Genomic DNA, 23,369 nt, shown 5'->3' with positions numbered 1-23,369 from the left:
GATCGTTCCGTCGGCGCTCCGTCACGGGCGATGACGAATCTATCTGTCCATGAGCCCATGGCTGATTCGACTCGATGCGCGTGACCGCGCCTGGTTCGCCCGCCTTGCCCTGACGTCGGGAACGGCCCGTTCGCGCCGCCAGTTCTGGACCTCCCTCACCCACCTCGGCGGCGCCCGCGCCAGCATCGGTCTCGCGCTCACGCAGTCGCTGCTTCCCGATGGCTCGTTCGCGCTCAGCTGGCGCACGTTGTGTCTGCTCGGGCTGTCGCATCTGGTGGTGCAGCTGATCAAGCGGTCGGTGGGTCGGCCGCGGCCATCGGCCGGTGAATCGTCGGGAGCGTTGGTGCTCATCCCCGATCGGTTCTCCTTCCCGTCTGGACACGCCTGCGCCGCGATGGCCCTCGCGCTCGGCGTCGCGAGCGCGGTACCAGCGCTCACCGTGCCGCTGCTGATCGCGGCGCTGCTGGTGGGGTTCTCCCGCGTGATGCTGGGTGTGCATTACCCTGGCGATGTGCTCATGGGCCAGGCGATTGCGCTGATATCGGCGTACCCGGTACTGGGGTAGGGAGCGACCGGTAGAACCGCGAACAGCGAACTCCCTAGGGAGCAGGAGGGAGGATGTCAGGAAGGAGGAGGCAGGAACGACGCGCTTTTTCCCTGCCTCCTCCCCCTGATACCCTCCCTCCTGCTCCCTAGGGAGTTCCCAGTCTGGAGTTCGCCGCGCAGTCGGTGTGCGACACGTCACACCCCGCCGTGACAGCGCCCCACATGGTTCGTCACCCCTGTGAAGCTCCCACCTTCGCCCCGATCCATTGACATGTTTCTCCCTGAGCTGCTGGTCGGCGGCCTCACGACGACCCGCGTGAACCCCACTGGTACCGCCAGTCGCCTGCGGCTCCTGAGCTGCCGTCTGGAGCGCGGACCGGTCGCGACGTCGCGCGTGTCGGTGGAGTTCGAGGGTCCCGCCGAGTCGCAACGGATTGTGAGTCGGCAAGAAGGATCGGCGTGTCCTGGCGGCGACCTCCGTCTCGCGGCGCTGGCGACCCTGCACGCCATCACGCAGGCCACGGGCGGTGCACTGACCTTCGAGTTGATCGGCGTGAAACCGGTGCGCGCGTTCGATACCACCGTGATGATGGTGGCCGTTTTCGCCCAGCATGGTGGAGATGTGACGCGTATCGTTGGCGCAGCGATCGTCGAGGACGATCAATTGGTGGCCACCGCGCGTGCGGCCCTCCATGCCGCCAACCGGCTGTCTTCGCCTCTGTTCGAATAGTTGCCGTCTGTCGCCTGAAGTCAGCGGGCTGACGGAACGTCACAAGGGGCGAGGGGTCCGACCGGCCACCCCTTCGATCCGGTTCCCGTTAGGTTCCCCGCGTGAAACTTCCTTTCCATTCCGCATCGGTCCTGCTGTTACTCGCGACCGGAGCGTGCGGCCGTGCAGGATCGGTCGCTCCCGTCACCGCGCCGACGCCTGTAGCCGTCGTGCCCAAGCCGGCGACGGCGAAGACTGCGACGCCCGCTGCAACGGCCGACCGGGCCACGCCTGACGAAGTGGTGAGCACGGTGGTCGCCGTCTTCGGCGATAGTGCCGTGCTTCAACGTGCCGACTCGGCCAACGCGGCTGACGACCCGATCTGGGACATCAACGTGCGGTCCTACGAAACGCACGATCGGGTCGAGCACTATGTCGGGCTGTTCTCGAACAGTGCGAAGGAGCGTTTCCTCTCGCGTCTCTCACGCGGCACGCGTTACGAGCCGATGATTCGTGCGAAGCTTCGAGCGAGCGGCATGCCGGAGGACTTGACCTATCTCGCCCTCATCGAGAGTGGCTACGATCCGAATGCGTACTCGCGCGCGGCGGCGGTCGGCATGTGGCAGTTCATGAGCGGAACTGCCCGTGGGGTGGGCATGCGCGTGGATTGGTGGATGGACGAGCGCCGCGACCCGGCGCGATCGACCGACGGCGCGATCCGATTTTTGCGCGAACTGCAGAAACAGTTCGGCTCATTGTACCTGGCGGCCGCAGCCTACAACGGCGGCCCAGGTCGCGTCGCGCGTGGCCTCACGCGATTCGCCAGCGAGATGGATGGTGCCGAAGGCGAGGATCGCTTCTTCGCGCTCGCCGAACAGGACTATCTGCGCGCCGAAACCAAGAACTACGTGCCGCAGATCATCGCGGCGGCGCTCGTGGCCAAGATGCCGGCCCGCTACGGGCTGGTGATCGATTCCTTGCCTCTGTATGGGTACGACTCCGTGCTCGTCACCCCGGGCACCAGCCTCGCGCACATCGCGGCGGCCAGCGGTGCCACGAAGGCGGAAGTGCGCGACCTCAATCCGGCCGTGCTGCGGGGCATCACGCCGCCCGACGCCAGCATCTGGGCGCGCGTGCCGGTTGGACTGGCTGATCGCACGCGCCTGGCGCTCGACGGTATTCCCGAGGAGGAACGCCGGGGCTATCGAGTGGCCTCGGTGAGCGGTAGCACCAGTACGCCGGCCGGCTTCGCCGACGCGCATGGCGTAACGGTCAAGCAGCTGCGTTGGTTCAATCCGACCATCAAGACCACGAAGAAGGGGCGCCTGGTCGCCGGGCAATCGCTACGGATTCCCAGCGCCCTGGCGATCGATTTCGCGCGGGAGATCCCGGATCCCGGCATCGAGCGGTACGGCGGCACGTCGTCGACCACGCTGACCTCCCGCGTCATTCACGTGGTGAAGCGGGGCGAGTCGCTGGGGGCGATAGCCAAGCGTTACGGCACCACGGTGACCCGGCTCAAGTCGCTGAACGGCATCAAAGGCTCGCGCGTGATCGCCGGCCAGACGCTGCGGGTGCGTAGTGGCACGACGACCGTATCGAGTAAGTGGTCGTCTGTGAAGAAGTCCACCGCGAAGAAGTCGAGGGTGAAGAAGTCCACCGCCGAGAAGTCGCCGGCGAAGAAGAAGCCCGTCGCCAAAAAGAAGGCGGCGTCCTCCAAGAAGAAGACGCCGCCGAAAAAGTAGGACTCCCTACTCCCTACTCCCTACTCCTTACTCCCTACTTCGCCGTCAGTCCAAATACCCACGGCCGCGGTAGCCTTTCGTAATGATGCTCTCGTAGCCGTTCGCGGGGCTTAGGCCCATACTGAGCGACCTCTGCACCGCCACTGGACCGCGGTTGTACACCAAGAGGGCCAACTTGAGATCGCCCTTGTAGTCGCGAATCAGCCCTCGGAGATACTTGAAGCCGATGCGGAGGTTCACGTCGGGGTCGAGCAGTTGCTCCCGCGTGACGTTGGGCTCGTAGTCACGCGCGGTGCCGAGCATGAGCTGCGTGAGCCCTAACGCCCCGGCCGAGCTCACGGCTCGGGTATCGAAGACGCTTTCTACGCGCACCAAGCGGAAGCCTAGCTCGGGTTCGATACCGGCGGTTGTCGCGGCATCATAGATCCGGCGGGCCAGCTCCGGCTTGATGCGGTACTTCGCGCTGTATGTATAGATGCGATGCAAGCGACTGAGCGACTCACGGCGCTCGCGTTCCTTCGCATCGTGCCCGATGGGCAGCGACGGCGCCACCGAAACGGCCTTCGAACGCTTGAGCACTTCACCTGCCGGACGCCAGAGCGGCTGGATCGGCAGGCTGGCGGCCTTGGCAGCCGCCGGTGCGGTTGCCGTCATCCCGGTAAAGGGCATGGTCGGCGCCACCACGAGCGTGGGGGCATCGGGGGTCACGATGACGGCGAGCGTAAACACGACAGCTGCCGCTACGAACACGTTCGTTAAACGACGCTTTGCGTGACGACGATGCATCCGTCGTCTGCGAGCCCTCGCGTCGCGGCTCGGTACTTTATCGGTCGAATCGGTCGAATCGGTCATAACACCTCTCGATCAGCAGGACACTCACGGATCTCGGGTGAAATCCCCCTTCGTACCGCCGCGCTTTTCGCGCAGCACGATGTCGGAGATCACCATTGTCCGGTCGATTGCCTTCGCCATGTCGTAAATCGTCAACAACGACACGGAGACCGCAGTCAACGCTTCCATCTCCACCCCCGTCTGAGCGGTGGTCCTGACGAATCCCTCGACCCGAAGGCCCGGCAGGGACTCATCAACGTTAACCCGGACGTCGATCCCCGACAAAGGGAGCGGGTGGCATAAAGGGATGAGGTCGGCGGTCCGCTTCGCAGCCTGAATGCCCGCGAGTCGTGCAACCGGAATCACATCGCCTTTTTTTAACGTGTTGTCACGTATGGCTTTAAGTGTGTTCACCTCCATTCGAATCGAGCCGCTCGCGAGCGCCGAACGGACCGATATTGGCTTCTCAGCCACATCCACCATGGTGAAATTTCCTGCCGCATCCAGGTGCGAAAACTCGCGCGCGGGCACTTCCGGCTTGTCTGGACTCACGGGCGGAGGGTCCGGTGAAGGGAGGAGAGCAACGAAGCACCAAGCAGTTGTGGGCTCACATTGCCCTGTGCTTTGGCCTTCGCGAATTCAACAATGACCACCGCTGATGCCGTGCGTCGCGCGTCCGCCTCACGTCCGACATCGACCAACTGTTTGGCGCGTGCATGCAACAGATGCGTCAACGCCTCAAGGGTATCGGTGAACGATCCGCGCGCGCCGGCCACGCCCTGACGCGCCGCCGCCTTGATACGTTCGGCGGTGCCATCCGGTGTCGACGGATGCAGCGCGGCCTCGAGCAAGCGGCGCGCGGCGGCGAATGCTGCCGCCATTGATTCGCCTGCGAACAACTCGCCAGGCGCGCCATTCATCCGCGCCAGCGCTTCGTCGCGCGGCACTCGGGCGAGCTTGCGTTCCACCACCGCGTCGTTGAGAAACGCATCGATGTCAGCGCGGTTGAGGGTGGGCACGCGAATGGCCACCACGCGCGACTTGATCGTGGGGAGCAGATTTCCCGGTTCGCTGGTGGTCAGAATGATCGTCGTGCCGGGCGGCGGCTCCTCGAGCAGCTTGAGAAAGGCGTTCGCCGCTTGATCGGCACCTTCCTGCGACACCATGCGCTCGGCGTCTCCGACCACGAACACCGCCCGCCGAGCCATGGCGGGGCGCAGCGACGCCTGATGCACCAGCGCGCGTACCGTGGCCACGTAGAGCCCCTCGGTGCCGATCGACGGTGCCCACAACCCTTCCGCTTCCATGCGTTCGGCGATCGCCTCGCTGTAGTCGGCCTTGACGTCATCCGGCGACGCGTCGCCATCCTTGAGACGCGGGCGCGGAAAGAACCAATGCAGGTCGGGGTGCGTGCCGCGCACGGTATAGCGGCAGTGCTGGCAATCCCCGCATGGTTCGTCGAGGCGTTCGGACAGTGCTCGCTCGCAGAGCAGGTATTGGCCGAGCCAAAGTCCGAGTCGCTGCTTGCCGACACCGCGGCGACCTTGCAGCATGATGCTGGCCGGCAGCCGGTCATCGGCGGCCGCCGCCGTGAGCCGATGCCGCAGGGCGGCATGTCCGTAGAGCGGGCGAAGCGACATGCGCGCAATATGCAGGGATCACGGTCCTCCCCGTCAGTCCGCCTCCATGACTCCGATAATGCAGATTTTTGAGGTAGGTACGCGATTCGTCGCAGTCGGTCTGGCGTTGATCGCCGTTTCCGCACCGGTGGGCGCCCAACAGCGCGCTCGCACGATGGGGTTGGCTCCCGGCGTATTCGCGCCCGGCCCGAATAACGCCATCACCGATGTGGCCGGCGTGCGCGTTGGCCATGAGACGGTGACGCTTGGCGACTCCATCCGCACCGGGGTCACCGCCATCATCCCGCATGGAGGCGACCTCTATCGCGATCGCGTGCCGGCGGCGCTTCATGTGGGCAACGGTTTTGGCAAACTGCTTGGCGTGACCCAGCTGCGCGAATTGGGTGAACTCGAGACCCCGATCCTGCTCACGTGTACGCTGTGTATCTGGCAGGCCGGCGACGCACTCGCGCAGTACATGCTGGCGAAGCCGGCAAACGCCAACGTGCGGTCGATCAATCCGGTCGTGGGTGAAACGAACGATGGGCAACTCAACGCTACGCGAGCGCGGCCGGGTATAGCGGCGGCTGTGAACCGGGCGCTGGCGAACGCGGACACCGGTCGGGTTATCGAAGGCAGCGTGGGCGCCGGGCACGGCACCGTGATGTTCGGCTGGAAGGGCGGCATCGGTACGTCGTCGCGGAAGCTGCCCGCCTCGCTGGGCGGCTACACCGTGGGCGTGATCGTGCAGGGCAATTATGGCGGTGTGCTGCAGATGGCAGGCGTGCCGGTTGGGCAGTTGTTGGGTCGCTACGCCTTTCAGCGCGATGTGGAGCGGGCGGCGGGCACTCCGCCGGGAGGCGGCGGCTTCGGCGACGCTGGTGCTGAGCGGGGGGACGGGTCCTGTATGATTGTAGTCGCAACCGACGCGCCGGTGCTCTCCCGAAACCTCGAGCGGATGGGGGCCCGGGCGGTCATGGGGCTCGCGCGCACGGGCTCCAGCGCGTCCAACGGCTCCGGTGATTATGTGATTGCTTTCTCGACGTCGCTGCGGGTACGCCGTTCGCCCGATGCGACACTCTCCACGAACGACGAACTTGGGAACGACGCCATGTCGGCGCTGTTTCAAGCGGTGACGGAAGCGACGGAGGAAGCGCTCTACGACGCGCTGCTGATGGCGACCCCGGTCTCGACGCGGGCCGGTCGCGTGAACCCACTGCCGCGCGATTCCGTGCGCGTGCTGCTGCAAGCCCGCGGTATTCGCGCCCCTCGATAACGGACACCCTCATGGATTCTGCCTCTCTTCGCATGACCGCGGCCGATCGTAGCCGCGTCGACTCCCGATCAACTTCTCACGCACTCCCGTGGCAGCTCGCGGCGGTGGTGTTTGCGGCCACCAGCGTGATCGTCGGACTCATCTGGGATATCTCGTGGCATATGACGATCGGCCGCGACACGTTCTGGACGCCGGCCCATCTGGCGATCTATACCGGAGGGGCGGTGGCGGGACTGGCCTGCGGCTTCGAGGTCTTGCGTCGGTCGTTCTTCACGAACGGCGCGTCCTCCGCCGGGGTCACCGTGTGGCGCGTATTCAACGGGCCGCTTGGCGGATGGCTCTGTATCTGGGGGGCGGTCGCCATGCTGACGTCGGCGCCATTCGATGACTGGTGGCACGCGGCCTACGGACTCGACGTGAAGATCATCAGTCCGCCGCATGCCCTGCTGGCCTTGGGCTTTATCACGATTCTTGGCGGCGCGCTGATCATGGCGGTGGCGGAGCAGGGGCGCGAAGCCGATCGAAACGCCGATGGCGACGCGGAGGCATCGGGGGTAGCACCGTACCTCGTGGCCTACACGGGTGGCCTGGTGCTCGCCATGCTGTCGATTTTCACGACCGAGTATCACGATCGCGAAGCGATGCACCTTGGCAGCTTCTACGCGGTCTCTTCGTTGGTGTTTCCGTTCGCACTCGTGGCCGCGGCGCGAAGCACGCGACTCCGATACGGCGCGACGGCCACGGCGCTCGTGTACACGCTGCTCATGTGCGCGCAGGCGTGGGTGCTGCCGTTGTTCGAAGGATCTCCCAAGCTGGGGCCGATTCGCACCGCCGTCACCCATATGGTGTCGTTGGACTTCCCGTTGCTGCTGTTGCTCCCGGCCATCGGGATCGACCTGCTCATGCCGCGTGTTCGTGAACGTCGTGCGTGGGTGCAGGCCGCCGCGTTGGGCGTGCTGTTTCTGGCGGTGCACGCACTGACACAGTGGCCGTTTGCAAACTTTCTCGTGAGCGATGCGTCGCGGAATTGGTTCTTCAACACCGACAACATTCCGTACATGATGCCGCCCGACTGGCTGCGCCCCATGCGACAGTTCGCCAGTGAGCCGATCACGCAGACGGCGAGTGCATTCGGGGTGGCGGTCGTGCTGTCGGTACTCTCGGCGCGCGTCGGACTCGGCTGGGGCAACTGGCTTCGCTCGGTACGTCGGTGACGAGCGCTCACTCGATACGCACCGGCGCGTTGTTGTCGCGCCTGGGCGCGCGGCTCACGGTGCTTGGCAGCGCGCTGCTCGCGTTCGTGCTGCTGTCGGCGCATGTTGGCAGCAACCAGGTCGTCTTCGAAGGCCAGGCCGGCGGCTATCCCGTGCGCGTGCTGATCAATCCGCCCGGCGTGGTGCCGGCGCAGGTACCTATTACGGTGCGTGTGTTGAGCGGAACGCCGTCGCGTGTGACGCTGCGCGCGGCGCAGTGGAACGTGGGCACGAAGGGCGCTCCGCCGGCCGAAGAAGCCGCCGTCGTGCCCGGCGATCCCGGCGTGTGGGCGCACGACTTGTGGATCATGACGGCCAGCATCTATGCGGTCTATGTCGCGGTCGAGGGGCCAGCGGGTAATGGGACGGTAGTGGTGCCGATGCAAACGAGCGCTACGCGAACCCTCGGGATGGAACGCGGCATGGCGGCCATCCTGATCGCGCTCGGCACGCTGCTGGTGGCGGGCATGCTCACCATCATCGGCGCGGCGGTGCGCGAAGGCCCGGTGGCCCCCGGGCAAACGGCTCCCCCGGCGCGGGTTCGCGGTGCGCGCCTCGCGATGGGCGCTGGCGCGGCGCTGTTGGCGCTCGCGCTGTTCGGGGGATCGACGTGGTGGGATGTGGAAGAGCGTGCGTATCAGCGTCGCATGCTCAAGCCGATCGCAATGCGGGCCTCGGTGCGATTGGTTGATGCGGAACGTGTGTTGACCATGGCCATGACCGATTCGCTGTGGCTCACCAACCGATTCGCCCCCGTCATGCCCGACCACGGCAAATTGATGCACCTGTTTCTGATCCGCGCCGGCGGAGCGGAGGCGTCGAGTGTGCTCGCGCATCTGCACCCATTGCGCGTGCATGCGGACACGTTCGTCACACGCATTCCATCGATGACCGCCGGACGGTACCTGCTGTTCGGTGACCTGCTGTTGCAAAACGGCTCGCAGCGCACGTTGGTGGACACGATCGACGTGCCAGTCGCGCCCGTGGTGCCCGGTGGGGATGGTGCCGCCGCGGAGGTAACATCCTCGGTGATTCCGGCGCTCGACCCCGACGATGCGTGGAGTGCGGTGACGCCCGTGCCGCTTGGCGGCGCCTATCGCTTTGCGAGCGGCGCCGCGATGGTGCTCACAGCAGATGCGCGGGTCGACGCGGGGCGCGATCTTCGATTGGTCGCCACAGTCTCGAATGCCGACGGTTCGCGCTCGATGCTCGAGCCGTACATGGGCATGGGCGGACACGCGATGGTGCTGCGCCGCGACGCCGGCGTGTTCATGCATCTGCACCCCATGGGCACCGCCAGCATGACCGCGCAGGCGCAGCTGATGCGCCGAGAGCGCGGCGACACGGCATCGCTCGACTCGGCGCAGATCGCGGCCGTGATGGCGACGGCGGAGATGGCATCGGATCGATCGCACGCCACGCACGCGACGGACGCGGCCGGGCCGAGTACGCTGGCGTTCCCCTTCGCGTTCCCGACCCCCGGTGCCTATCGCGTGTTCGTGCAGGTGCGGCGCAACGGCGCAGTGGAAACGGCCGCGTTCGATGTGGCCGTCGGAGCGCCGGTGCGGCCCCCCGCGCCGTGATGCGACTGGTCTTAGCGCGCCACGATGTCGGCCAACACCGCCCCCGCCGTGGCGCGCCCACCGGCGCCCGGCCCCTGAAACACGAGTGATCCGGCCGTCTCGCTTTCCACGACGATGCGATTGAACGGCCCTGCCACACGCGCCCACGCATCGTCGCTCGTAATGCGAGTGGGAAGAATGCGCGCGACCAACGCATCGCCCTCCCTCGCGCAACTGGCGATGAGTTTGACGCGATCGCCTTCGATGGCCACACGCGTGGCCCACGCGGCGGTTTCGGCGTCGATACCGCGCCTAGTGACGTTGAGCGTGGCCGGATCCACGCCGAAACACATCCAGGCGAGAATGCGCAGCTTGTCTTCGGCGTCCTGCCCCGAGAGGTCGCGCGTCGGATCCGCCTCGGCGTAACCCAGTCGCTGCGCGGTGGCCACGGCCTCGGCCAACGAAGCGCCTTCGGCCACCTTTTCGAGCACGTAATTGCTGGTGCCGTTCAGAATGCCGCTCACCTTCGTGATGCCCACGCCGGCCGCACCGCTGCGCACACACCGCACGATGGGAATCGCGCCACACACCGCACCTTCGAAGTCGAGACGCGTGTCGGTGATACGCGCCAGTGCCGCGAGCGCCGCGCCGCGCTCACCGAGCAGGGCCTTGTTAGCGGTGACTACACGAATGCCGCGACGCAGCGCCGTCTCCACCAGCGTGCGTGCCGTAGTCGTGCCGCCGATCGCTTCCACCAGCACATCGATATCGTCGCTGAGTAACAGCGTCGGGTCGGTGATGCAGGCATCCGGTCTGGCGATGCCCCGCGCAATCGCTTGCGCGAGCGCGGGTCGAGCACGTTCGGCATCGCGCACCAATACGCGATCGACGCGAATGGGCTGCGCATTCCCGAGCTGCTGCGCGCGTTCCCCGAACAGCTCAAGCAAGCTGCCGCCGACATGGCCGCAACCGGCGAGTGCCACCCGCAACGGACGTACGCGCGGCGTTACCGACGTGACGATTGGCGGCGTCGTCACTGCCGCGAGGGGCGCCGCCGATGCGTGACGCAGTACAGACTCGGCGATCGCCTTGGCGATGATCGCCGACACACGGTCCACTTCGAGCAGGAACGCATCGTGCCCATGAACGGAGGGCAGCTCCACGTACGTGGCCTTCGCGGCGGTCGTCCATTCACGCACACTGTCGGCGGGATAGAGCAGGTCGCCCGGAATACCCACGCCGATCAATCGGTCGCCGACGGCCGAGAGGGCGGCCGAGAGTCCTCCGCGATCACGACCCACGTCATGTTCGTCCATCGCATCGATGAGCGCGCCGTAACTCGTGGCATCGAAGCGCGAGACGAGTTTGTCACCATGTACTTCAAGCCAGTCGCGCACCTGAAACGTATCGTGTTCGCTGCGCGACCGCCCGAAGCGACGCTCGAGTCCTTCCGGCGTGCGATAGCTGAGCATGCCGACCATGCGCGCAAGGGCGAGTCCTTCACGCACGCCGCCCAACGCAATCGCGCGCCGCATGATCGCGTTCCAGGCAATGCCCTGTGCCGTTTGCGCGGCAGGCGCTGCCAGCACGACCGCCGACCGCACGCGGGCGGGGAAGCTCGCGGCAAACTCGAGTATCACCATGCCGCCCAGTGAACCGCCACACACCAGTAGCGGCGCCGCGATACCGAGGCTGTCGAGCAGACGCGCCAGCACGGTGGCCTGATCGCGCGTGCTGAACGGTGGCAACGCGTCCGGATCGTCATCGCTCGGTCCCGTGGTGCCGTCGCAGCCCCCGAGCAGGTTCGCGCAGAGCACCGCATGCTTCGTGGGATCGACGGCGGCGTTGGCGCCAATCACGCCCCTCCACCAGTCGCTCGCGTGCGTGGTGCCCGTGAGCGCATGCACGACGAGCACCACATTGTCGCGCGCCGCGTTGAGTGTGCCTTCAAGCCGATACCGCACATCGACGCGGTCCAGCCGGTCGCCGCGCTCCAGCGCGACATCGTGAAACGTGATCGTCTCGTCGCGGATCGGCCACGATGATGCGCCGCTTTTCGCGGCGCCATTCGTGGCACGCGACGGAATGGAGGACCGCGGAACGCGCACGGCGGCGCGGCCGACGAGGAGACTCGAGGGCAGGGTGCTCATGCGGCGTGCTCACTTCGCTGCGCGGCAGCGGTGATGGTCCGACCGGCGTCGACAGCGACGGCGGCGGCCAGGGCGCGATCAAGATCGGCAATGAGGTCGTCGGCAGCTTCGAGGCCGATGGACAGACGCACCAGATCGGGCGTGACACCGGCCGCGCGCCGTTCGGTCTCGCCGAGTTGCTCGTGCGTGGTCGTCCACGGATGGATCACCAAGCTCTTGGCATCCCCCACGTTGGCGAGCAACGAAAAGAGCTTAGCCTCCACGATGAAGCGTCGCGCCGCGGCTTCACCGCCCCGCACGCCGAAGGTGAGGACGCCACCGAACCCGCCCGTGAGATGCGCCACGGCGTGCGTGTGCGTGGGATGCGAGGCGAGCCCGGATAACGCACCCACGTCACCGACGGATGCGACTGCAGGAATTCAGCGACCTTGAGCGCATTTGCACTGTGCTGACGGATGCGCAGCGGCAACGTCTCCAGTCCCTGCAGGAACAGGAAAGCGTTGAACGGCGACAGTGCGGCGCCGATGTCGCGCAGCAGCAGTACGCGCAGGCGCACGGCGAATGCGATGTTCGCGCCGTTCACATTGCCGAAGGCCTCGGAGAAGCGAAGGCCGTGGTACGCCGGCTCAGGATCGTTGAAGAATTTCCGGAACCGTGCGGTGGCCCCCCAGTCGAAGCGGCCGCTGTCGACGATCACGCCGCCGATCGACGTGCCGTGTCCGCCGATCCACTTCGTCGCGCTGTGCAGCACGATGTCGGCACCATGATCGATCGGACGCGTGATGATCGGCGCGAACGTATTGTCCACCACGAGCGGTACGTTGTACTCGTGCACCAGCTTGGCCAACGCGGTGAGATCGGGCACGTCGAGCGCCGGATTGCCGACCGTCTCCACGTACACCGCCTTCGTGTTTTCGTCGATCGCCGCGGCAACGGCTTTGTGATCGTGAATGTCCACGAAGCGCGTGCGAATGCCGAGGCGGGGCAGCGTATGCGTGAGCAGGCTCACGGTGCCGCCGTACAGCGACTGCGACGCCACGATGTTGTCACCGGCCTCGGCGAGGTTCAGCAGTGCCAGCGTCTGGGCCGCCTGACCGCTGGCGACCGCCACTGCCGCCACACCACCTTCGAGTGCAGCGATGCGCTGCTCGAACACGTCGGTGGTCGGATTGTTGATGCGCGTGTAGATGTTGCCGAAGGCACGGAGGCCAAACAGATCGGCGGCGTGTTCGGGGCTGTCGAACACGAAGGAACTGGTCTGATAGATCGGCACGGCGCGGGCGCCGGTGGCACCGTCCGGCTTTTCCTGGCCCACGTGCAGGGCAAGCGTGTCGACGGCGAGCGGACGAGCTGCAGCAGTAACAGAATCGGACATCGTGGCACTCTCCAAATGGGGTGAGTGCCGCCCAACAACACGAACGCGCCCGGGCGGATAGATGGCCGCCGGGCGCTATCGCAGTTTAGCTCTTTATTTTACGTGGCGGCAATCGGCGGCAAATCACCACGGAAGCGACACCGGCGCAGGCCGATGGCCCTTCACCTTCAGTTTTGTTGTTCGACTGCCGGAAACGACTGACGGCCGGCGCCGATTTCTCGTCGCAGGCCGTCAGGGCCGCGACTTAGACGGATAATCAGTGCCACAGGCACTGAGTGCGCGGCCCGTCAAATCGGGGAAACCGCCGCGCACACGTGAGTATCGTCCGGTCAAGCGAAATCTGCAACCCCCTCGTGCGCCGTAATACCTCAGGTTGGCTCGACGCCGGCGATCACGCGGAACGTGTCGCGAGCGATCAGCAGCTCTTCGTCGGTGGGCACCACCCACGCCGCGAGAGGGGAATCGTCGGTCGAGAAACGTCCCTCCCGACCATTCGTGAGCGCCGTGTTGGCCGTCGGGTCGACATGCAATCCGGCCCACTGCAGTCCGTCGCATATCCGTCGTCGGATCTCGGGCGAGTTCTCCCCAACGCCGCCGGCGAACACGATGGCGTCGGCGCCTCCGAGCGCGGCGAGATACGCGCCCACATACTTACGCGCCCGATAACAGAAGATGTCGATGGCCAGCTTGGCGCGACGATCCTGATGCTCGTCCGCTTCGGCGAGCAGATCGCGCATGTCGTTCGTGAGTCCCGAAATGCCAAGCAATCCCGACTGGTTGTTCAGCAGCGCTTCCACCTGCGGCAACGTGAGGCCCTCCTTCCCCGCGATGTAGTCCAGCAGCGCGGCGTCGATGTCACCGGAGCGCGTGCCCATCACGAGTCCTTCCAGCGGCGTAAAGCCCATGCTCGTGTCGATCGACTCGCCGCCCTTGATGGCGCACGCTGAGCAGCCGTTGCCGAGATGCAGCGTCACGATGCGCACGTCGGCGCGATCGCGCCCGGTCAGCATGCGCCAGCGATAGGCGATGGAGCGGTGCGACGTCCCATGAAAGCCGTAGCGACGGACCTTGTGCCGACGATAGAGCGGGTACGGAATCGCGTACAAGTACGCGTGCTCCGGTAGCGTGTGATGAAACGCGGTGTCGAACACCGCCACCTGTGGTATACCGCTGCCGAGCGCCGCACGGGCCGCTTCAATGCCGCGGAGGTTGTGCGGATTGTGCAGCGGCGCAAGTTCGATGGTTTCCTCGATGCCGTGCAGCACGCTGCTGTCGATCGCGACACTGCTGCGGAATCGCTCGCCGCCGTGCACCACGCGATGTCCCACCGCATGCAGCTCCCCTCGACTCGTGAGGCCGGTACCGCTCTCCTCCGACGTGACGAACCCCACCAGCCAGTCCACCGCCGCGCGCAAATCGCGAAGCGACGCGGTACGCTTGCGCGGCACTCCATCAGCGCCACGGATGGTGATGATCGACTCGCCCCCGATCCGCTCGATCTGGCCGCGGATCAGTCGCTCGTCGCGGTCTTCGCTGATCCGATCGGCGTCGGTGACGACTACCTGAAACTTCAGTGTCGCCGAGCCCACGTTGAGCACGAGAATGTTCACGGCTGCACGCGTTCGCGGGGAGCGGAAATCGGAAGGGGCGTGTGCACTAGAACGGCTTGTACAGCGCCATGTACACCGCCAAGCCAGCCAGCAGCGGGAGCAGGAGCAAAAACGGCTTGGCCAGTGCCGGCTTGCGGTACGGCAGCAGCACCACGGCACTGAGGATCACCCACACGATGATCTTGACCCACAACCAACCGGGAAAGTTGCCGCCGTGCATGAAGCCGAGTCGGGCCAGCATGCCGAAGCCGCCCACGAGAATCAGGAGGGCACCGAGGCCGTGCATCGAGCCGATCAGCGGGCGCGTGGAGCTCGTACCCTTGGAGCCCCCGTTGGCGGCATGCGTCGCCACGCCACCGATGGCGATGAACAGCATGGCGATGCCGATGATGTGCAGAATTTCGTAGAAGTCGCGCGGAAACATGTCGGGATCAGTTGGTGGAGCGAGCGAGCACGGGCTCGTGCACATCGAAGCTCGCGATCGTTTCCGGCGACAAACGCCGGTAGCTCTCGAGCACGCGCCCGAGAGCCTGCTGGGCGCTCTCGCCGACCGCGGAGAGATGGCCCATCTTGCGGCCGCCGCGCGCGTCGGCCTTTCCGTACAAATGCAATCGGGTGCCTTGCACGTCGAGCGCGTGCGTCGTGTGCGGCGGCTCGTGTTGCAGCCAGACTTCGCCCAGCAGGTTCACGATGGCCGACGGAGCATGCACCTCGGTGCTGCCCAACGGTAAGTCGCACACCGCGCGTACGAGCTGTTCGAATTGGCTGGTGGCGAGGCCACGTTCACTGTGGTGATATGTGTTGTGCGGACGTGGTGCGAGTTCGTTCACCAGTAGGTCGCCCCCGGTGGTCACGAAGCATTCGACCGCCAGCAGTCCCACGATGCCGATGCGCTCTGCAATCGCCGACGCCAGCGCCTGCGCCTTGTCGGACATCTCCGGCGCAATGACGGCCGGGATCACCGCCCACGTGAGAATGCCGCTCGTGTGGTGATTGCGCGACGGTGGGTACACTGCCATCTCGCCGCCAGGTCGGCGCGCGACCATCACCGATATCTCGTAGTCGATCGACACCATCTTTTCGACGAGGCAGGTGCGACTGCCAAGCGCCTCCCAGGCATCCAAAGCCTGCTCGGGCTCGCGCAAGCGAACCTGACCGCGTCCGTCATAACCACCGTGCGTGGACTTGGCGATGCACGCGCCATGTTCGCGGACCGCCGACTCCACGTCCGCCGACGATGCCGCGGCCACGAACGCACCGAGCGGAAAGCCCTGCGCCTGCAGCCACTCCTTCTGGCGGATGCGATCCTGAATGATGTACACCGGCGCACGCCCCGGCCGTAGCGCGGTGTGCGCGGCGACCGCATCGAGGACATCCGGATGGATCTGCTCGATCTCAAGCGTGACGACATCACACGCCTTCGCGAGCTCGACCGCCGCTGCAATGTCGGTGAAGGGCGCGGTAATCGTGCGCGAGGCCACGGCGCGCGAGGCACAGGCGACATCGGGATCGAGCACGTGGATGTCGTAGCCCATGGAGCGCGCCGCGAACGCGGTCATGCGTCCCAACTGTCCACCACCGAGAAAGCCGATGGTGGCTCCGGGAAGAATCGGCGTCACGTGGCGGAAGGAATGAAGTCGTTGGGGGCGATCGCGTTCGGGGCCGCCAGCGGGCGCGCGAGCGCTTCGGTGGCCTTGTTGCTGCGTCGGGCGGCGAGCATGTCACGCAACGCGGCATCGTTGGCGGCGAGCAACTGCGCCGCAAACAACGCGGCATTCGACGCGCCCGGCTTCCCGATGGCGAAGGTGGCCACCGGCACACCGGCCGGCATCTGCACGATGCTCAGCAACGCGTCCATGCCGTTCAGCGGCGTCGCGACGACCGGCACGCCAAGCACCGGCACCAGCGTCTTGGCGGCCAGCATCCCCGGCAGGTGCGCCGCGCCACCGGCGCCGGCAATGATCGCCCGCAGGCCGCGTGGGAACGCGGTCTCGGCATACTCGAACAGCCAGTCGGGGGTGCGATGCGCCGACACGACCCGAGCTTCGTAGGGGATACCGAGCTCGGCGAGAATCTCGCAGGCCGGGGCGAGCGTGTCGAAATCGCTTGCACTACCCATGACCACACCGATCAGTGGCGTGGTCGCGGCAGCGATCGAGCGGTCGGCAGCAGCGGTCACGTGCACTCCGTAAAAGGAATCGGCAACCCCAACGGGGCCACTCGGTGTGCAAAGTTACGCGCGCGCGTGACCGCCTCCAACCCGGCAGACCGGTTCAACGACTCGGAGTCGTTGAATCGGTTGGTGAAGCTCAGGGCCGGCGCCTACCGCAGGAGCGCGTTCAACAACTCGGAGTCGTTGAAAGTCCGGCCGCCCCGCACGGGTCCCACCCGCACAATGACCAGCTCCTGAGACGGGATCAGATACAGCCGCTGTTTGCCGGCCCCCACCGCCATGACCAGATCGCCCGGCAGCCACTCGGCGCCGACCGCCCGGAACTCAGCGTCACCACCGCGGCCGGTGCCGCCGGCGCCGCGTCGGGCGGCGGCGCGCTGCTTCAGCCGTTCGAGTACCCGGCCGCGAGCTGGTACTCGCGATCCCGCCCCCGACGCGGTGTCGTCATCCCCGACACCGACGCCCGTGGCGCCCATGGCGGGATTGGTCTGAAACGCCGCACCGCGCAGCCACCACGACATGCCATAGGCGGGATTGACTGAGCTCGGACGGAATAGCTGAGCGACGAGCTCCGCTGGCAGAATACGCGTCGTGCCATGCATGCCGCCCCGGCGAATCATTTCGCCGAACGTCGCCCAGTCGCGTGCCGTCATGGCCGCGCCGCCGGCCAGCTGTGGCTTGCCGTCGCCGCACGTCAGGCGCCATTCCACCTTCACGCCAAGCGGGGTGAGCACGCGACGTTCGAGATAGGCATCGAACGGCTCGCGCGGATTAACCCGCTCAAGGGCGGCACCCATCGTGCTGAACGGATACGGGCCGTAGCGAAACCGCGTGCCAGCCTCAACCAGCGATGGGGCCGCGACCGCGTCGGCCCAGGTGCTACGCGGGCCCCCGCAGCCCGTGCCCGGGTTACCGGTCACGATGCCGCTCTCGAGCGAAAGCAGTTGGCGCACCGTCACGCGTGACTTGCGCGGATCGCGCTTCCACTCCGGCAGCACGTCGGCAACCGGTTGGTCGAGCCGCAGCAAGCCGTCCGCAACCGCAGCGATCGTCGCCACGCCCACAAAGCTCTTGCTGCCACTGGCGAGCATCATCGATTTCGATGCGCTGCCATCGCCGAGGTATCGCTCGTGAACAATGCGTCCGCGATGCATCACCACGACCGCCTGACCATCGGTGCGCGCGGCATACGCGACCGCCCGTTCGAACTGGGCCGCAGTGGGTGCCTGTGCCTCGAGCGTCGGAGTGGCGAGTGCCGAGAGCGACAGCATCGCAGCCATGGGGATTCGTGAGGAACGTGTCATACCCCGTAGACGAGCACGACGTCGTTCGCGTTAAGCGCTCACGTTGGCGACGGCTTTACGTCGGCGCGCGCCGTCGTTCGCCAGAAGTACCATTCGCGCGTCGCCGTCCAGCCTTCGGCCGCCGCTCGTTCGTCGCCGTACTTGCAGTGCGCCGTCGCCTGCGTCAACGTGCGAAAGGCCTCGTCGAACTCGGTGAGCAGGTCGCGCGTTTCGGCACTCGCCGGGCGAACGCGCAACCGTTGGGCGATTTCGTGGCGTACCCGCAGGAGGTCGTCCGGCAGGTCCGCGCTCCCCGTGCGCGCCGCGTCGTCGACGCCACGCGCCCAGAGAGCCACCAGCGCTGGCAGGTTGACCCGGGTCAGATGCACGGGCGTGACGGTCGAACGGAGAGAGTCGGCATGGCCGTACGATAGCGGGTGGCGGTGCTAAATTCCCGCCTATGTCATCGACGCCTCCCCCGCTGCCACGCGAAGACAAGGGCGACTTCGGCCTCGGACGCGATCTGTCCAACACGCGCGGCCAGCGACTCTTGAATGCCGACGGCACGTTCAATGTTCGACGCGAGGGCCTGTCGTGGACGCAGGGTGGCAGCTTGTGTCACGATGCCCTGACGGTGACATGGGGCCGGTTTCTCGGCTGGACGGCGCTGGCATACGTTGGCATCAATTTGCTCTTCGCCGCGGTCTATCTGCTGCTCGGCAACGACGGACTCAGTGGCGCGTCGGTCGATCGCTCCGGTGGTCTGTTCTGGCGGGCATTCTTTTTCAGTGTGCAGACCTTCGCTACGATCGGATATGGGACCATTGTCGCCAATGGGATTGCGGGTAATCTCGTCGTGACGGTCGAAGCGCTGGTCGGCTTGATGGCGCAAGCGCTGATCACTGGGCTCCTGTTTGCGCGATTCGCGCGCCCGACGATGGCGCTGCAGTTCAGCACCGTGTCCGTGATCGCGCCGTTCAACGGCGGGACGGCACTCATGTTTCGCATTGCCAACCGTCGCCGGAACGAATTGATCGAGCTTGAAGCGCAAGTGACCGTGACGATGCGCGATACCGACATCGGTGGCGGAGGCCGTCGCTACTATCCGCTGCCGCTTGACCGCCGTGCCGTCAGCTTCTTGCCGACGACGTGGACGCTGGTCCACCCCATCATCGCCGACAGTCCGCTGTGGGGAATGACGGCGCGTGATCTGGAGGCGCGGGAGGCGGAGATCCTCGTGCTCATGCACGGCACCGATGAAACGTTCGCCACGCGGGTCTCGTCACGTCGGTCGTATCGCAGCGACGAGGTGGTGTGGGGCGCCAGGTTTCGCAACATTCTGAATACGACACGCGCCGGCGGCGGCGTCTCCGTCGACCTGACGCAAATCGATCTGTACGACGCGGTCGACCTTCCGTTGCCGGCCGCGCCGCACGAACGCCCCTGACCTACTTGGCCGGCGGGCCCACAACCGGCAACCGCGCCGTGCCGCTCCACTCCTGAAACGATCCGTCGAACATGCGCGCATCATGCCCGAGCATCGTGGCGACGAACCAGAGCAACGTGGCCTGCTGGCCGATGTGGCAATAGGTAATCACCGGCTTGTTCTGGTCCACACCGGCGTCGGCGAACAACGTCTTCAGCTCGCCGATCGGCTTCAGGTAGCCATTTGTGCTCACGCTCGACAACGGCACGTTCACGGCGGTCGGGATGTGCCCGGGACGCGGGTATCCGCCGCCGTCCCCGTTGAAAAAGCGCGTGAGACGCGCGTCGACAATGTGCCGCGTGTTGTCGTTCGTAGCGGCTTCCACTTGCGCGATCGTCGCGATGATGTCAGGGCGTAACTTCGGCGTGAATGTCGCCGACGGAGCGGCACCGGGCGCGGTGGTCGTGACCGCACGTGACTCGCTCTTCCACGCCTGATAGCTGCCGTTCAGCAGCGAGATGCGATCCATCGCGCCAAGGTAGGCGAGCGTAATGAACACGCGCGTGGCGGATTGCAGCGCACCATCATGCGGGATCACGATCACGCGCGTCCGGTCGCCGATGCCGTTGCGCACGGCCCACGCCGTGAGCTGCTCCACGCCCGCCAGCTGCAGCGTGAGGCCTCCCGGCACGTTGGGCAGCGCCACCTCATCCAGCGCCGTGTGTCGCGCACCGGCAATATGACCGCTGTCGTACTGCGCCTTGCTGCCCACGTGCAGCATCACAAGATCGCGATCGCTCTGATGCTCGGCCAGCCAGGCGGTCGTGACGAGCATGTTAGCCGGGTTCGCCACGGGCATCGCGCGCGGCGGCGCGTGACGGCAGGCAGCGGCGGTGGCGAGACTCGAGGCCACGAGCACGGCACCCATGAGGCGGCGCATCACGGTGTGATCACCGGACGACCGCGTGAGTCGCGCACTTCGACCGGCGCAATGCCGGTAGCCTTGAGCGTGGGTTCGATGGTCGCGCGATCGCCGGCTATCACGATGGTGAGTTTAGCAGGGTCGAGGTATTTGTTGGCGACGCGCTGCGCTGATTGTACGGTAACCGATCCGATGCCGGCGTTGAACGCGCCGAGCGTCGTGAGCGGAAGGCCGTACGGAATGAGCTGCGACAGCTGCGCCGCGATGTCACCGGTGGACTCGAAGTTCTCGGCGTACCCGAGCTGCAGATAGCGCTTAGCCTTCGCCAGCTCATCGGCCGGCAGGGGATCACGAATCGCCTTGAGCTCCCGCATGAATTCAATGAGCGCGGAGTCGGTTTTGGCCGACACCACTTCGGCGTTGGCACGGAACGGGCCGGCTTCCTTGCGCATGGTGAAGCTCGATCCGGCACCATACGTGTAGCCCTTCTTCTCGCGCAGCGTGTTGTTCAGGCGTGACGTGAATGATCCGCCAAGTGCCGTGTTCACCACCATCAGTGGGTAGTAATCGGGCGTGCTGCGGGCGACGCCGAGTCCGCCCAGACGAAAGCTCGATTGCGCCGCCTTCGGTTTGTCCACGATGTAGATGGTGGTGGCCTTGCCGCCCGCACTGGCCGGCGCAGGCTTGGCCGCGAGCGCCGGCAGCGTGCCACGCGCCCACGAGCCGAACGCGCGACGCGCCAACGCTTCCGCCTCGGCCACCGATAGATCGCCGACAATCACCAGCGTGGCGTTGTTCGGGCGGTACCACGTCTTCCAGAAAGTCTGCACGTCGTCGCGCGAAAGGCTCTCCGTGCTCTCCTTGGTGCCGATCGCGTTCTGGCCATACGGATGCGCCTCGCCGTACACCAACGCGGCAAAAGCGCGATCGGCCATGGCCGGCCCACGATCCTGTTCCTGTAGCAAGCCCGTGGTGCGCTCGCTCTTGAGGCGGAGGAATTCCTTCTCGGCAAAGGTGGGGCGCAGCGCCACGTCGGCCATCAGGCTGATCGCGCTGTCGAGTGTCGCCTTGGTGGAGTGCATCGCCACCGTGCTCTGCTCGAAGCCGGCGCCGGTGCGCAGGCCGATCGCCAGAAATCCGATCTGCTCGGCCAGTCCGAGCGCATCACGTGTACCGGCCCCTTCGTCGAGCAGGTTCGCGGTGAGCGTGGCCAGACCGGCCTTGCCCCTGGGGTCGGCCTCGGCGCCGGTTCGAATCACCAGTGACACGTCTACCACCGGGATCTCGTGCTGCTCGACGATCACCAGCTTGAGACCGTTGGGCAGCACGCGCTCGGCAATCGTTGGCAGCGTAAGCGGTTTCGGCGCGGTCAGCTTGGGCGGTGTGGTCGATGCCGGCTGCACCACTACGGCCTGTGCGGACAGTATCACCGGCGCGGACGCCAGCGAGGCGAGAACCATCAAGGTGCGGCGCATCAGCGGAGGTCTCCTGCGGTCAACGCGAGTTCCTTCTTGCCTTCCGGCACGACGGTGAGCACGATCTTCGGCTGGCCGGCCACGTACTGCTTCGCCACGCGCTGGACGTCGGCGAGTGTGAGCGATTCATAACGCTCGAGGTCCTTGGCCATGTAGTCGGGCGTGCCCGCGAAATAGTTGTAGTAGCTGAGCTGCGTCGCCTTGCCGAGGACGCTCGACAAGCGGTCGATGGTGCTGGCGCGCATACCGTTCTTCACGCGAACCAACTCCCGTTCGGTCACGCCGCGTTCTGCGACATCGGCGATCACCTTGGCGATCTCCGCGTCGAGCTCGCGTGGATGCACGCCCGGCTTGGCGGTAGCCGTCAACATGATCATGCCATCGAGCTTGCTCGAGCTGTTGCCCATGCTGACGTCCTGGGCGATCTGCTTCTCGTATACCAGCGTGCGGTACAGGCGCGAGCTCTTGCCACCGGCAATGATGTCCGTGAGCGCATCGAGCGCGGCATCGTCGGGGCTGAAGGCCTTCACGCTGTGCCACACGTAGTACGCACGCGGCAACTGCACGCGGTCTTCCATCATCATCACCGTGTCCTTCGTCAGGGCCACGGCGGGCACCACCGGTCGCGCAATCTCCGCGTTGCGCGGGATGTTCCCGAAGTACTTGCGCACCCAAATCTTCGCCGAGTCGGCGTTGAAGTCGCCGGCGATCGTGATCGTGGCGTTGTTGGGCGCGTAGTACTGGCGGAAGAAGTCACTCACGTCGGTGACCGAGGCGGCGCTCAGGTCGGCCAGCGAACCGATCACCGGCCACGAGTACGGATGATTCGACGGGAACATCACCGGCAGAATCGTCTCGTAGGCGCGTCCATACGGCACATTGTCGTAGCTCTGTCGCCGTTCGTTCTTCACCACGTCGCGCTGCAGGTCGAGCTTCACCTTGTCCATGGTCGGCAGCAGCCAACCCATGCGATCGGCGTCGAGCCAGAGCATGAGGGGCAGGGCGTTCGACGGACCGGTTTCGTAGTAATTGGTGCGATCGAAGTTGGTGGAGCCGTTGTTGTTCGCGCCGGCCGCTTCGAGCCATTCGTCGAACTTGCCCACGGGGACGTTCTGCGAACCCATGAACATCACGTGCTCGAACAAGTGCGCAAAGCCGGTGCGGCCGCGCTTTTCGTCACCCGATCCCACCTTGTAGAAATTCTCCACGGCCACGATGGGCACCGAGCGATCCACATGCAAGATCACCTCGAGGCCATTGGGAAGCGTGAATTTTTCGTAGGGAATCGACGGCGCTTTTTGGGCCGTGGCGACGCCGACGGAGCTCCCCAGCGCCAGCAGACAGGCCGCTGTGAGGGAGCCGACGCGATACCGAAGTGTCATGGTTCTGAAAGTCGAAGAGGGGTCACTGGTAG

General features: G+C 65.9%; 20 protein-coding genes, 1 pseudogene and 1 riboswitch. Of the genes and pseudogenes, 7 read left to right on the top strand and 14 right to left on the bottom strand.

What is annotated here, in order from left to right:
* The first annotated feature begins 49 nt into the window (after positions 1-49).
* The 3 genes from RMP10_RS18780 (at position 50) to RMP10_RS18770 (ending at position 3,000) form a co-directional block, all read left to right on the top strand.
* The gene (locus tag RMP10_RS18780) at positions 50-565 is read left to right on the top strand and encodes a phosphatase PAP2 family protein (protein WP_310571643.1); all 516 of its coding nucleotides are present in this window, start codon (positions 50-52) and stop codon (positions 563-565) included.
* Between the two features lie 252 nt (positions 566-817).
* Positions 818-1,276: a hypothetical protein gene (locus RMP10_RS18775; protein WP_309669099.1), complete on the top strand. Its 459-nt coding sequence runs from the start codon at positions 818-820 to the stop codon at positions 1,274-1,276.
* A gap of 101 nt (positions 1,277-1,377) precedes the next feature.
* The gene (locus RMP10_RS18770) at positions 1,378-3,000 is read left to right on the top strand and encodes a transglycosylase SLT domain-containing protein (protein WP_310571642.1); all 1,623 of its coding nucleotides are present in this window, start codon (positions 1,378-1,380) and stop codon (positions 2,998-3,000) included.
* 45 nt (positions 3,001-3,045) lie between these two features.
* On the opposite strand, the gene RMP10_RS18765 is transcribed toward RMP10_RS18770, so the two are convergent.
* From RMP10_RS18765 to RMP10_RS18755, 3 genes are all read right to left on the bottom strand, one after another.
* The gene (locus RMP10_RS18765) at positions 3,046-3,750 is read right to left on the bottom strand and encodes a transglycosylase SLT domain-containing protein (RefSeq protein WP_310571641.1); all 705 of its coding nucleotides are present in this window, start codon (positions 3,748-3,750) and stop codon (positions 3,046-3,048) included.
* 126 nt (positions 3,751-3,876) lie between these two features.
* Positions 3,877-4,383, bottom strand: coding sequence for a cyclic pyranopterin monophosphate synthase MoaC (moaC, locus tag RMP10_RS18760; RefSeq protein WP_310571640.1), 507 nt, complete (start codon positions 4,381-4,383; stop codon positions 3,877-3,879).
* A complete protein-coding gene (locus RMP10_RS18755) occupies positions 4,380-5,471 on the bottom strand; it encodes a hypothetical protein (protein WP_310571639.1) in 1,092 nt (363 codons plus the stop codon). The genes moaC and RMP10_RS18755 overlap by 4 nt, the downstream gene beginning before the upstream one ends.
* A 46-nt stretch (positions 5,472-5,517) precedes the next feature.
* Here RMP10_RS18755 and RMP10_RS18750 point away from each other — a divergent pair, with 46 nt between their 5' ends.
* The 3 genes from RMP10_RS18750 to RMP10_RS18740 are packed head-to-tail and all read left to right on the top strand — an operon-like array spanning position 5,518 to position 9,562.
* Positions 5,518-6,726, top strand: a complete 1,209-nt coding sequence (locus tag RMP10_RS18750; RefSeq protein WP_310571638.1) for a P1 family peptidase — start codon at positions 5,518-5,520, stop codon at positions 6,724-6,726.
* Positions 6,727-6,737: 11 nt separating this feature from the next.
* Complete coding sequence (locus RMP10_RS18745) at positions 6,738-7,940, top strand: hypothetical protein (RefSeq protein WP_310571637.1); 1,203 nt, start codon at positions 6,738-6,740, stop codon at positions 7,938-7,940.
* Positions 7,937-9,562: a hypothetical protein gene (locus tag RMP10_RS18740; protein ID WP_310571636.1), complete on the top strand. Its 1,626-nt coding sequence runs from the start codon at positions 7,937-7,939 to the stop codon at positions 9,560-9,562. The genes RMP10_RS18745 and RMP10_RS18740 overlap by 4 nt, the downstream gene beginning before the upstream one ends.
* 11 nt (positions 9,563-9,573) lie before the next feature.
* Here the strand turns inward: RMP10_RS18740 and metX are convergent, their stop codons facing one another.
* From metX to RMP10_RS18700, 8 genes and pseudogenes are all read right to left on the bottom strand, one after another.
* Positions 9,574-11,691, bottom strand: coding sequence for a homoserine O-acetyltransferase (metX, locus tag RMP10_RS18735; RefSeq protein WP_310571635.1), 2,118 nt, complete (start codon positions 11,689-11,691; stop codon positions 9,574-9,576).
* Positions 11,688-13,066 (bottom strand): annotated as a pseudogene (locus RMP10_RS18730) (O-acetylhomoserine aminocarboxypropyltransferase/cysteine synthase family protein). The gene metX and the pseudogene RMP10_RS18730 overlap by 4 nt, the downstream one beginning before the upstream one ends.
* A gap of 65 nt (positions 13,067-13,131) precedes the next feature.
* Positions 13,132-13,206: riboswitch (SAM riboswitch) on the bottom strand.
* A gap of 228 nt (positions 13,207-13,434) precedes the next feature.
* Positions 13,435-14,676 (bottom strand): acetate kinase, encoded by a 1,242-nt coding sequence (locus tag RMP10_RS18725; protein WP_310571634.1) that lies wholly within the window; start codon positions 14,674-14,676, stop codon positions 13,435-13,437.
* 46 nt (positions 14,677-14,722) lie between these two features.
* Entirely contained in the window at positions 14,723-15,100 is a 378-nt protein-coding gene (locus RMP10_RS18720) for a hypothetical protein (protein ID WP_309669087.1), read from the bottom strand.
* Positions 15,101-15,107: 7 nt separating this feature from the next.
* Positions 15,108-16,295: a 5-(carboxyamino)imidazole ribonucleotide synthase gene (gene purK / locus RMP10_RS18715; protein ID WP_310571633.1), complete on the bottom strand. Its 1,188-nt coding sequence runs from the start codon at positions 16,293-16,295 to the stop codon at positions 15,108-15,110.
* Positions 16,292-16,795: a 5-(carboxyamino)imidazole ribonucleotide mutase gene (gene purE, locus RMP10_RS18710; RefSeq protein ID WP_345785828.1), complete on the bottom strand. Its 504-nt coding sequence runs from the start codon at positions 16,793-16,795 to the stop codon at positions 16,292-16,294. Before purE ends, purK begins: the two co-directional genes overlap by 4 nt.
* Before the next feature lie 203 nt (positions 16,796-16,998).
* A complete protein-coding gene (locus RMP10_RS18705; RefSeq protein ID WP_310571632.1) occupies positions 16,999-18,153 on the bottom strand; it encodes a serine hydrolase in 1,155 nt (384 codons plus the stop codon).
* Positions 18,154-18,191: 38 nt separating this feature from the next.
* Entirely contained in the window at positions 18,192-18,521 is a 330-nt protein-coding gene (locus RMP10_RS18700) for a hypothetical protein (protein WP_310571631.1), read from the bottom strand.
* Between the two features lie 71 nt (positions 18,522-18,592).
* On the opposite strand from RMP10_RS18700, the gene RMP10_RS18695 reads away from it, so the two are divergent.
* A complete protein-coding gene (locus tag RMP10_RS18695) occupies positions 18,593-19,579 on the top strand; it encodes an ion channel (RefSeq protein ID WP_310571630.1) in 987 nt (328 codons plus the stop codon).
* A gap of 1 nt (position 19,580) precedes the next feature.
* On the opposite strand, the gene RMP10_RS18690 is transcribed toward RMP10_RS18695, so the two are convergent.
* From RMP10_RS18690 to RMP10_RS18680, 3 genes are read right to left on the bottom strand one after another with little or no spacing between them, the layout of a single operon-like run.
* Positions 19,581-20,498: a rhodanese-like domain-containing protein gene (locus tag RMP10_RS18690; protein ID WP_310571747.1), complete on the bottom strand. Its 918-nt coding sequence runs from the start codon at positions 20,496-20,498 to the stop codon at positions 19,581-19,583.
* Complete coding sequence (locus RMP10_RS18685) at positions 20,498-21,955, bottom strand: pitrilysin family protein (protein WP_310571629.1); 1,458 nt, start codon at positions 21,953-21,955, stop codon at positions 20,498-20,500. The genes RMP10_RS18690 and RMP10_RS18685 overlap by 1 nt, the downstream gene beginning before the upstream one ends.
* The gene (locus RMP10_RS18680; protein ID WP_310571628.1) at positions 21,955-23,337 is read right to left on the bottom strand and encodes a pitrilysin family protein; all 1,383 of its coding nucleotides are present in this window, start codon (positions 23,335-23,337) and stop codon (positions 21,955-21,957) included. The genes RMP10_RS18685 and RMP10_RS18680 overlap by 1 nt, the downstream gene beginning before the upstream one ends.
* Between the last annotated feature and the right edge of the window lie 32 nt (positions 23,338-23,369).

It is taken from the genome of Gemmatimonas sp., assembly GCF_031426495.1.
Lineage (GTDB): Bacteria > Gemmatimonadota > Gemmatimonadetes > Gemmatimonadales > Gemmatimonadaceae > Gemmatimonas.
The sequence above is the reverse complement of the archived record's forward strand: the minus strand, read 5'-3'. Positions and strand labels throughout refer to the sequence as shown.

What these genes read in the sequence shown, in the direction of transcription:
- RMP10_RS18695 (WP_310571630.1), top strand. Translation starts at nt 18,593, where the DNA reads ATGTCATCGACGCCTCCCCCGCTGCCACGCGAAGACAAGGGCGACTTC.
- RMP10_RS18685 (WP_310571629.1), bottom strand. Translation starts at nt 21,955, where the DNA reads ATGCGCCGCACCTTGATGGTTCTCGCCTCGCTGGCGTCCGCGCCGGTG.
- purE (WP_345785828.1), bottom strand. Translation starts at nt 16,795, where the DNA reads ATGGGTAGTGCAAGCGATTTCGACACGCTCGCCCCGGCCTGCGAGATT.
- RMP10_RS18705 (WP_310571632.1), bottom strand. Translation starts at nt 18,153, where the DNA reads ATGACACGTTCCTCACGAATCCCCATGGCTGCGATGCTGTCGCTCTCG.
- RMP10_RS18680 (WP_310571628.1), bottom strand. Translation starts at nt 23,337, where the DNA reads ATGACACTTCGGTATCGCGTCGGCTCCCTCACAGCGGCCTGTCTGCTG.
- RMP10_RS18750 (WP_310571638.1), top strand. Translation starts at nt 5,518, where the DNA reads ATGACTCCGATAATGCAGATTTTTGAGGTAGGTACGCGATTCGTCGCA.
- RMP10_RS18755 (WP_310571639.1), bottom strand. Translation starts at nt 5,471, where the DNA reads ATGTCGCTTCGCCCGCTCTACGGACATGCCGCCCTGCGGCATCGGCTC.
- RMP10_RS18775 (WP_309669099.1), top strand. Translation starts at nt 818, where the DNA reads ATGTTTCTCCCTGAGCTGCTGGTCGGCGGCCTCACGACGACCCGCGTG.
- RMP10_RS18780 (WP_310571643.1), top strand. Translation starts at nt 50, where the DNA reads ATGAGCCCATGGCTGATTCGACTCGATGCGCGTGACCGCGCCTGGTTC.
- RMP10_RS18745 (WP_310571637.1), top strand. Translation starts at nt 6,738, where the DNA reads ATGGATTCTGCCTCTCTTCGCATGACCGCGGCCGATCGTAGCCGCGTC.
- RMP10_RS18690 (WP_310571747.1), bottom strand. Translation starts at nt 20,498, where the DNA reads ATGCGCCGCCTCATGGGTGCCGTGCTCGTGGCCTCGAGTCTCGCCACC.
- metX (WP_310571635.1), bottom strand. Translation starts at nt 11,691, where the DNA reads ATGAGCACCCTGCCCTCGAGTCTCCTCGTCGGCCGCGCCGCCGTGCGC.
- RMP10_RS18720 (WP_309669087.1), bottom strand. Translation starts at nt 15,100, where the DNA reads ATGTTTCCGCGCGACTTCTACGAAATTCTGCACATCATCGGCATCGCC.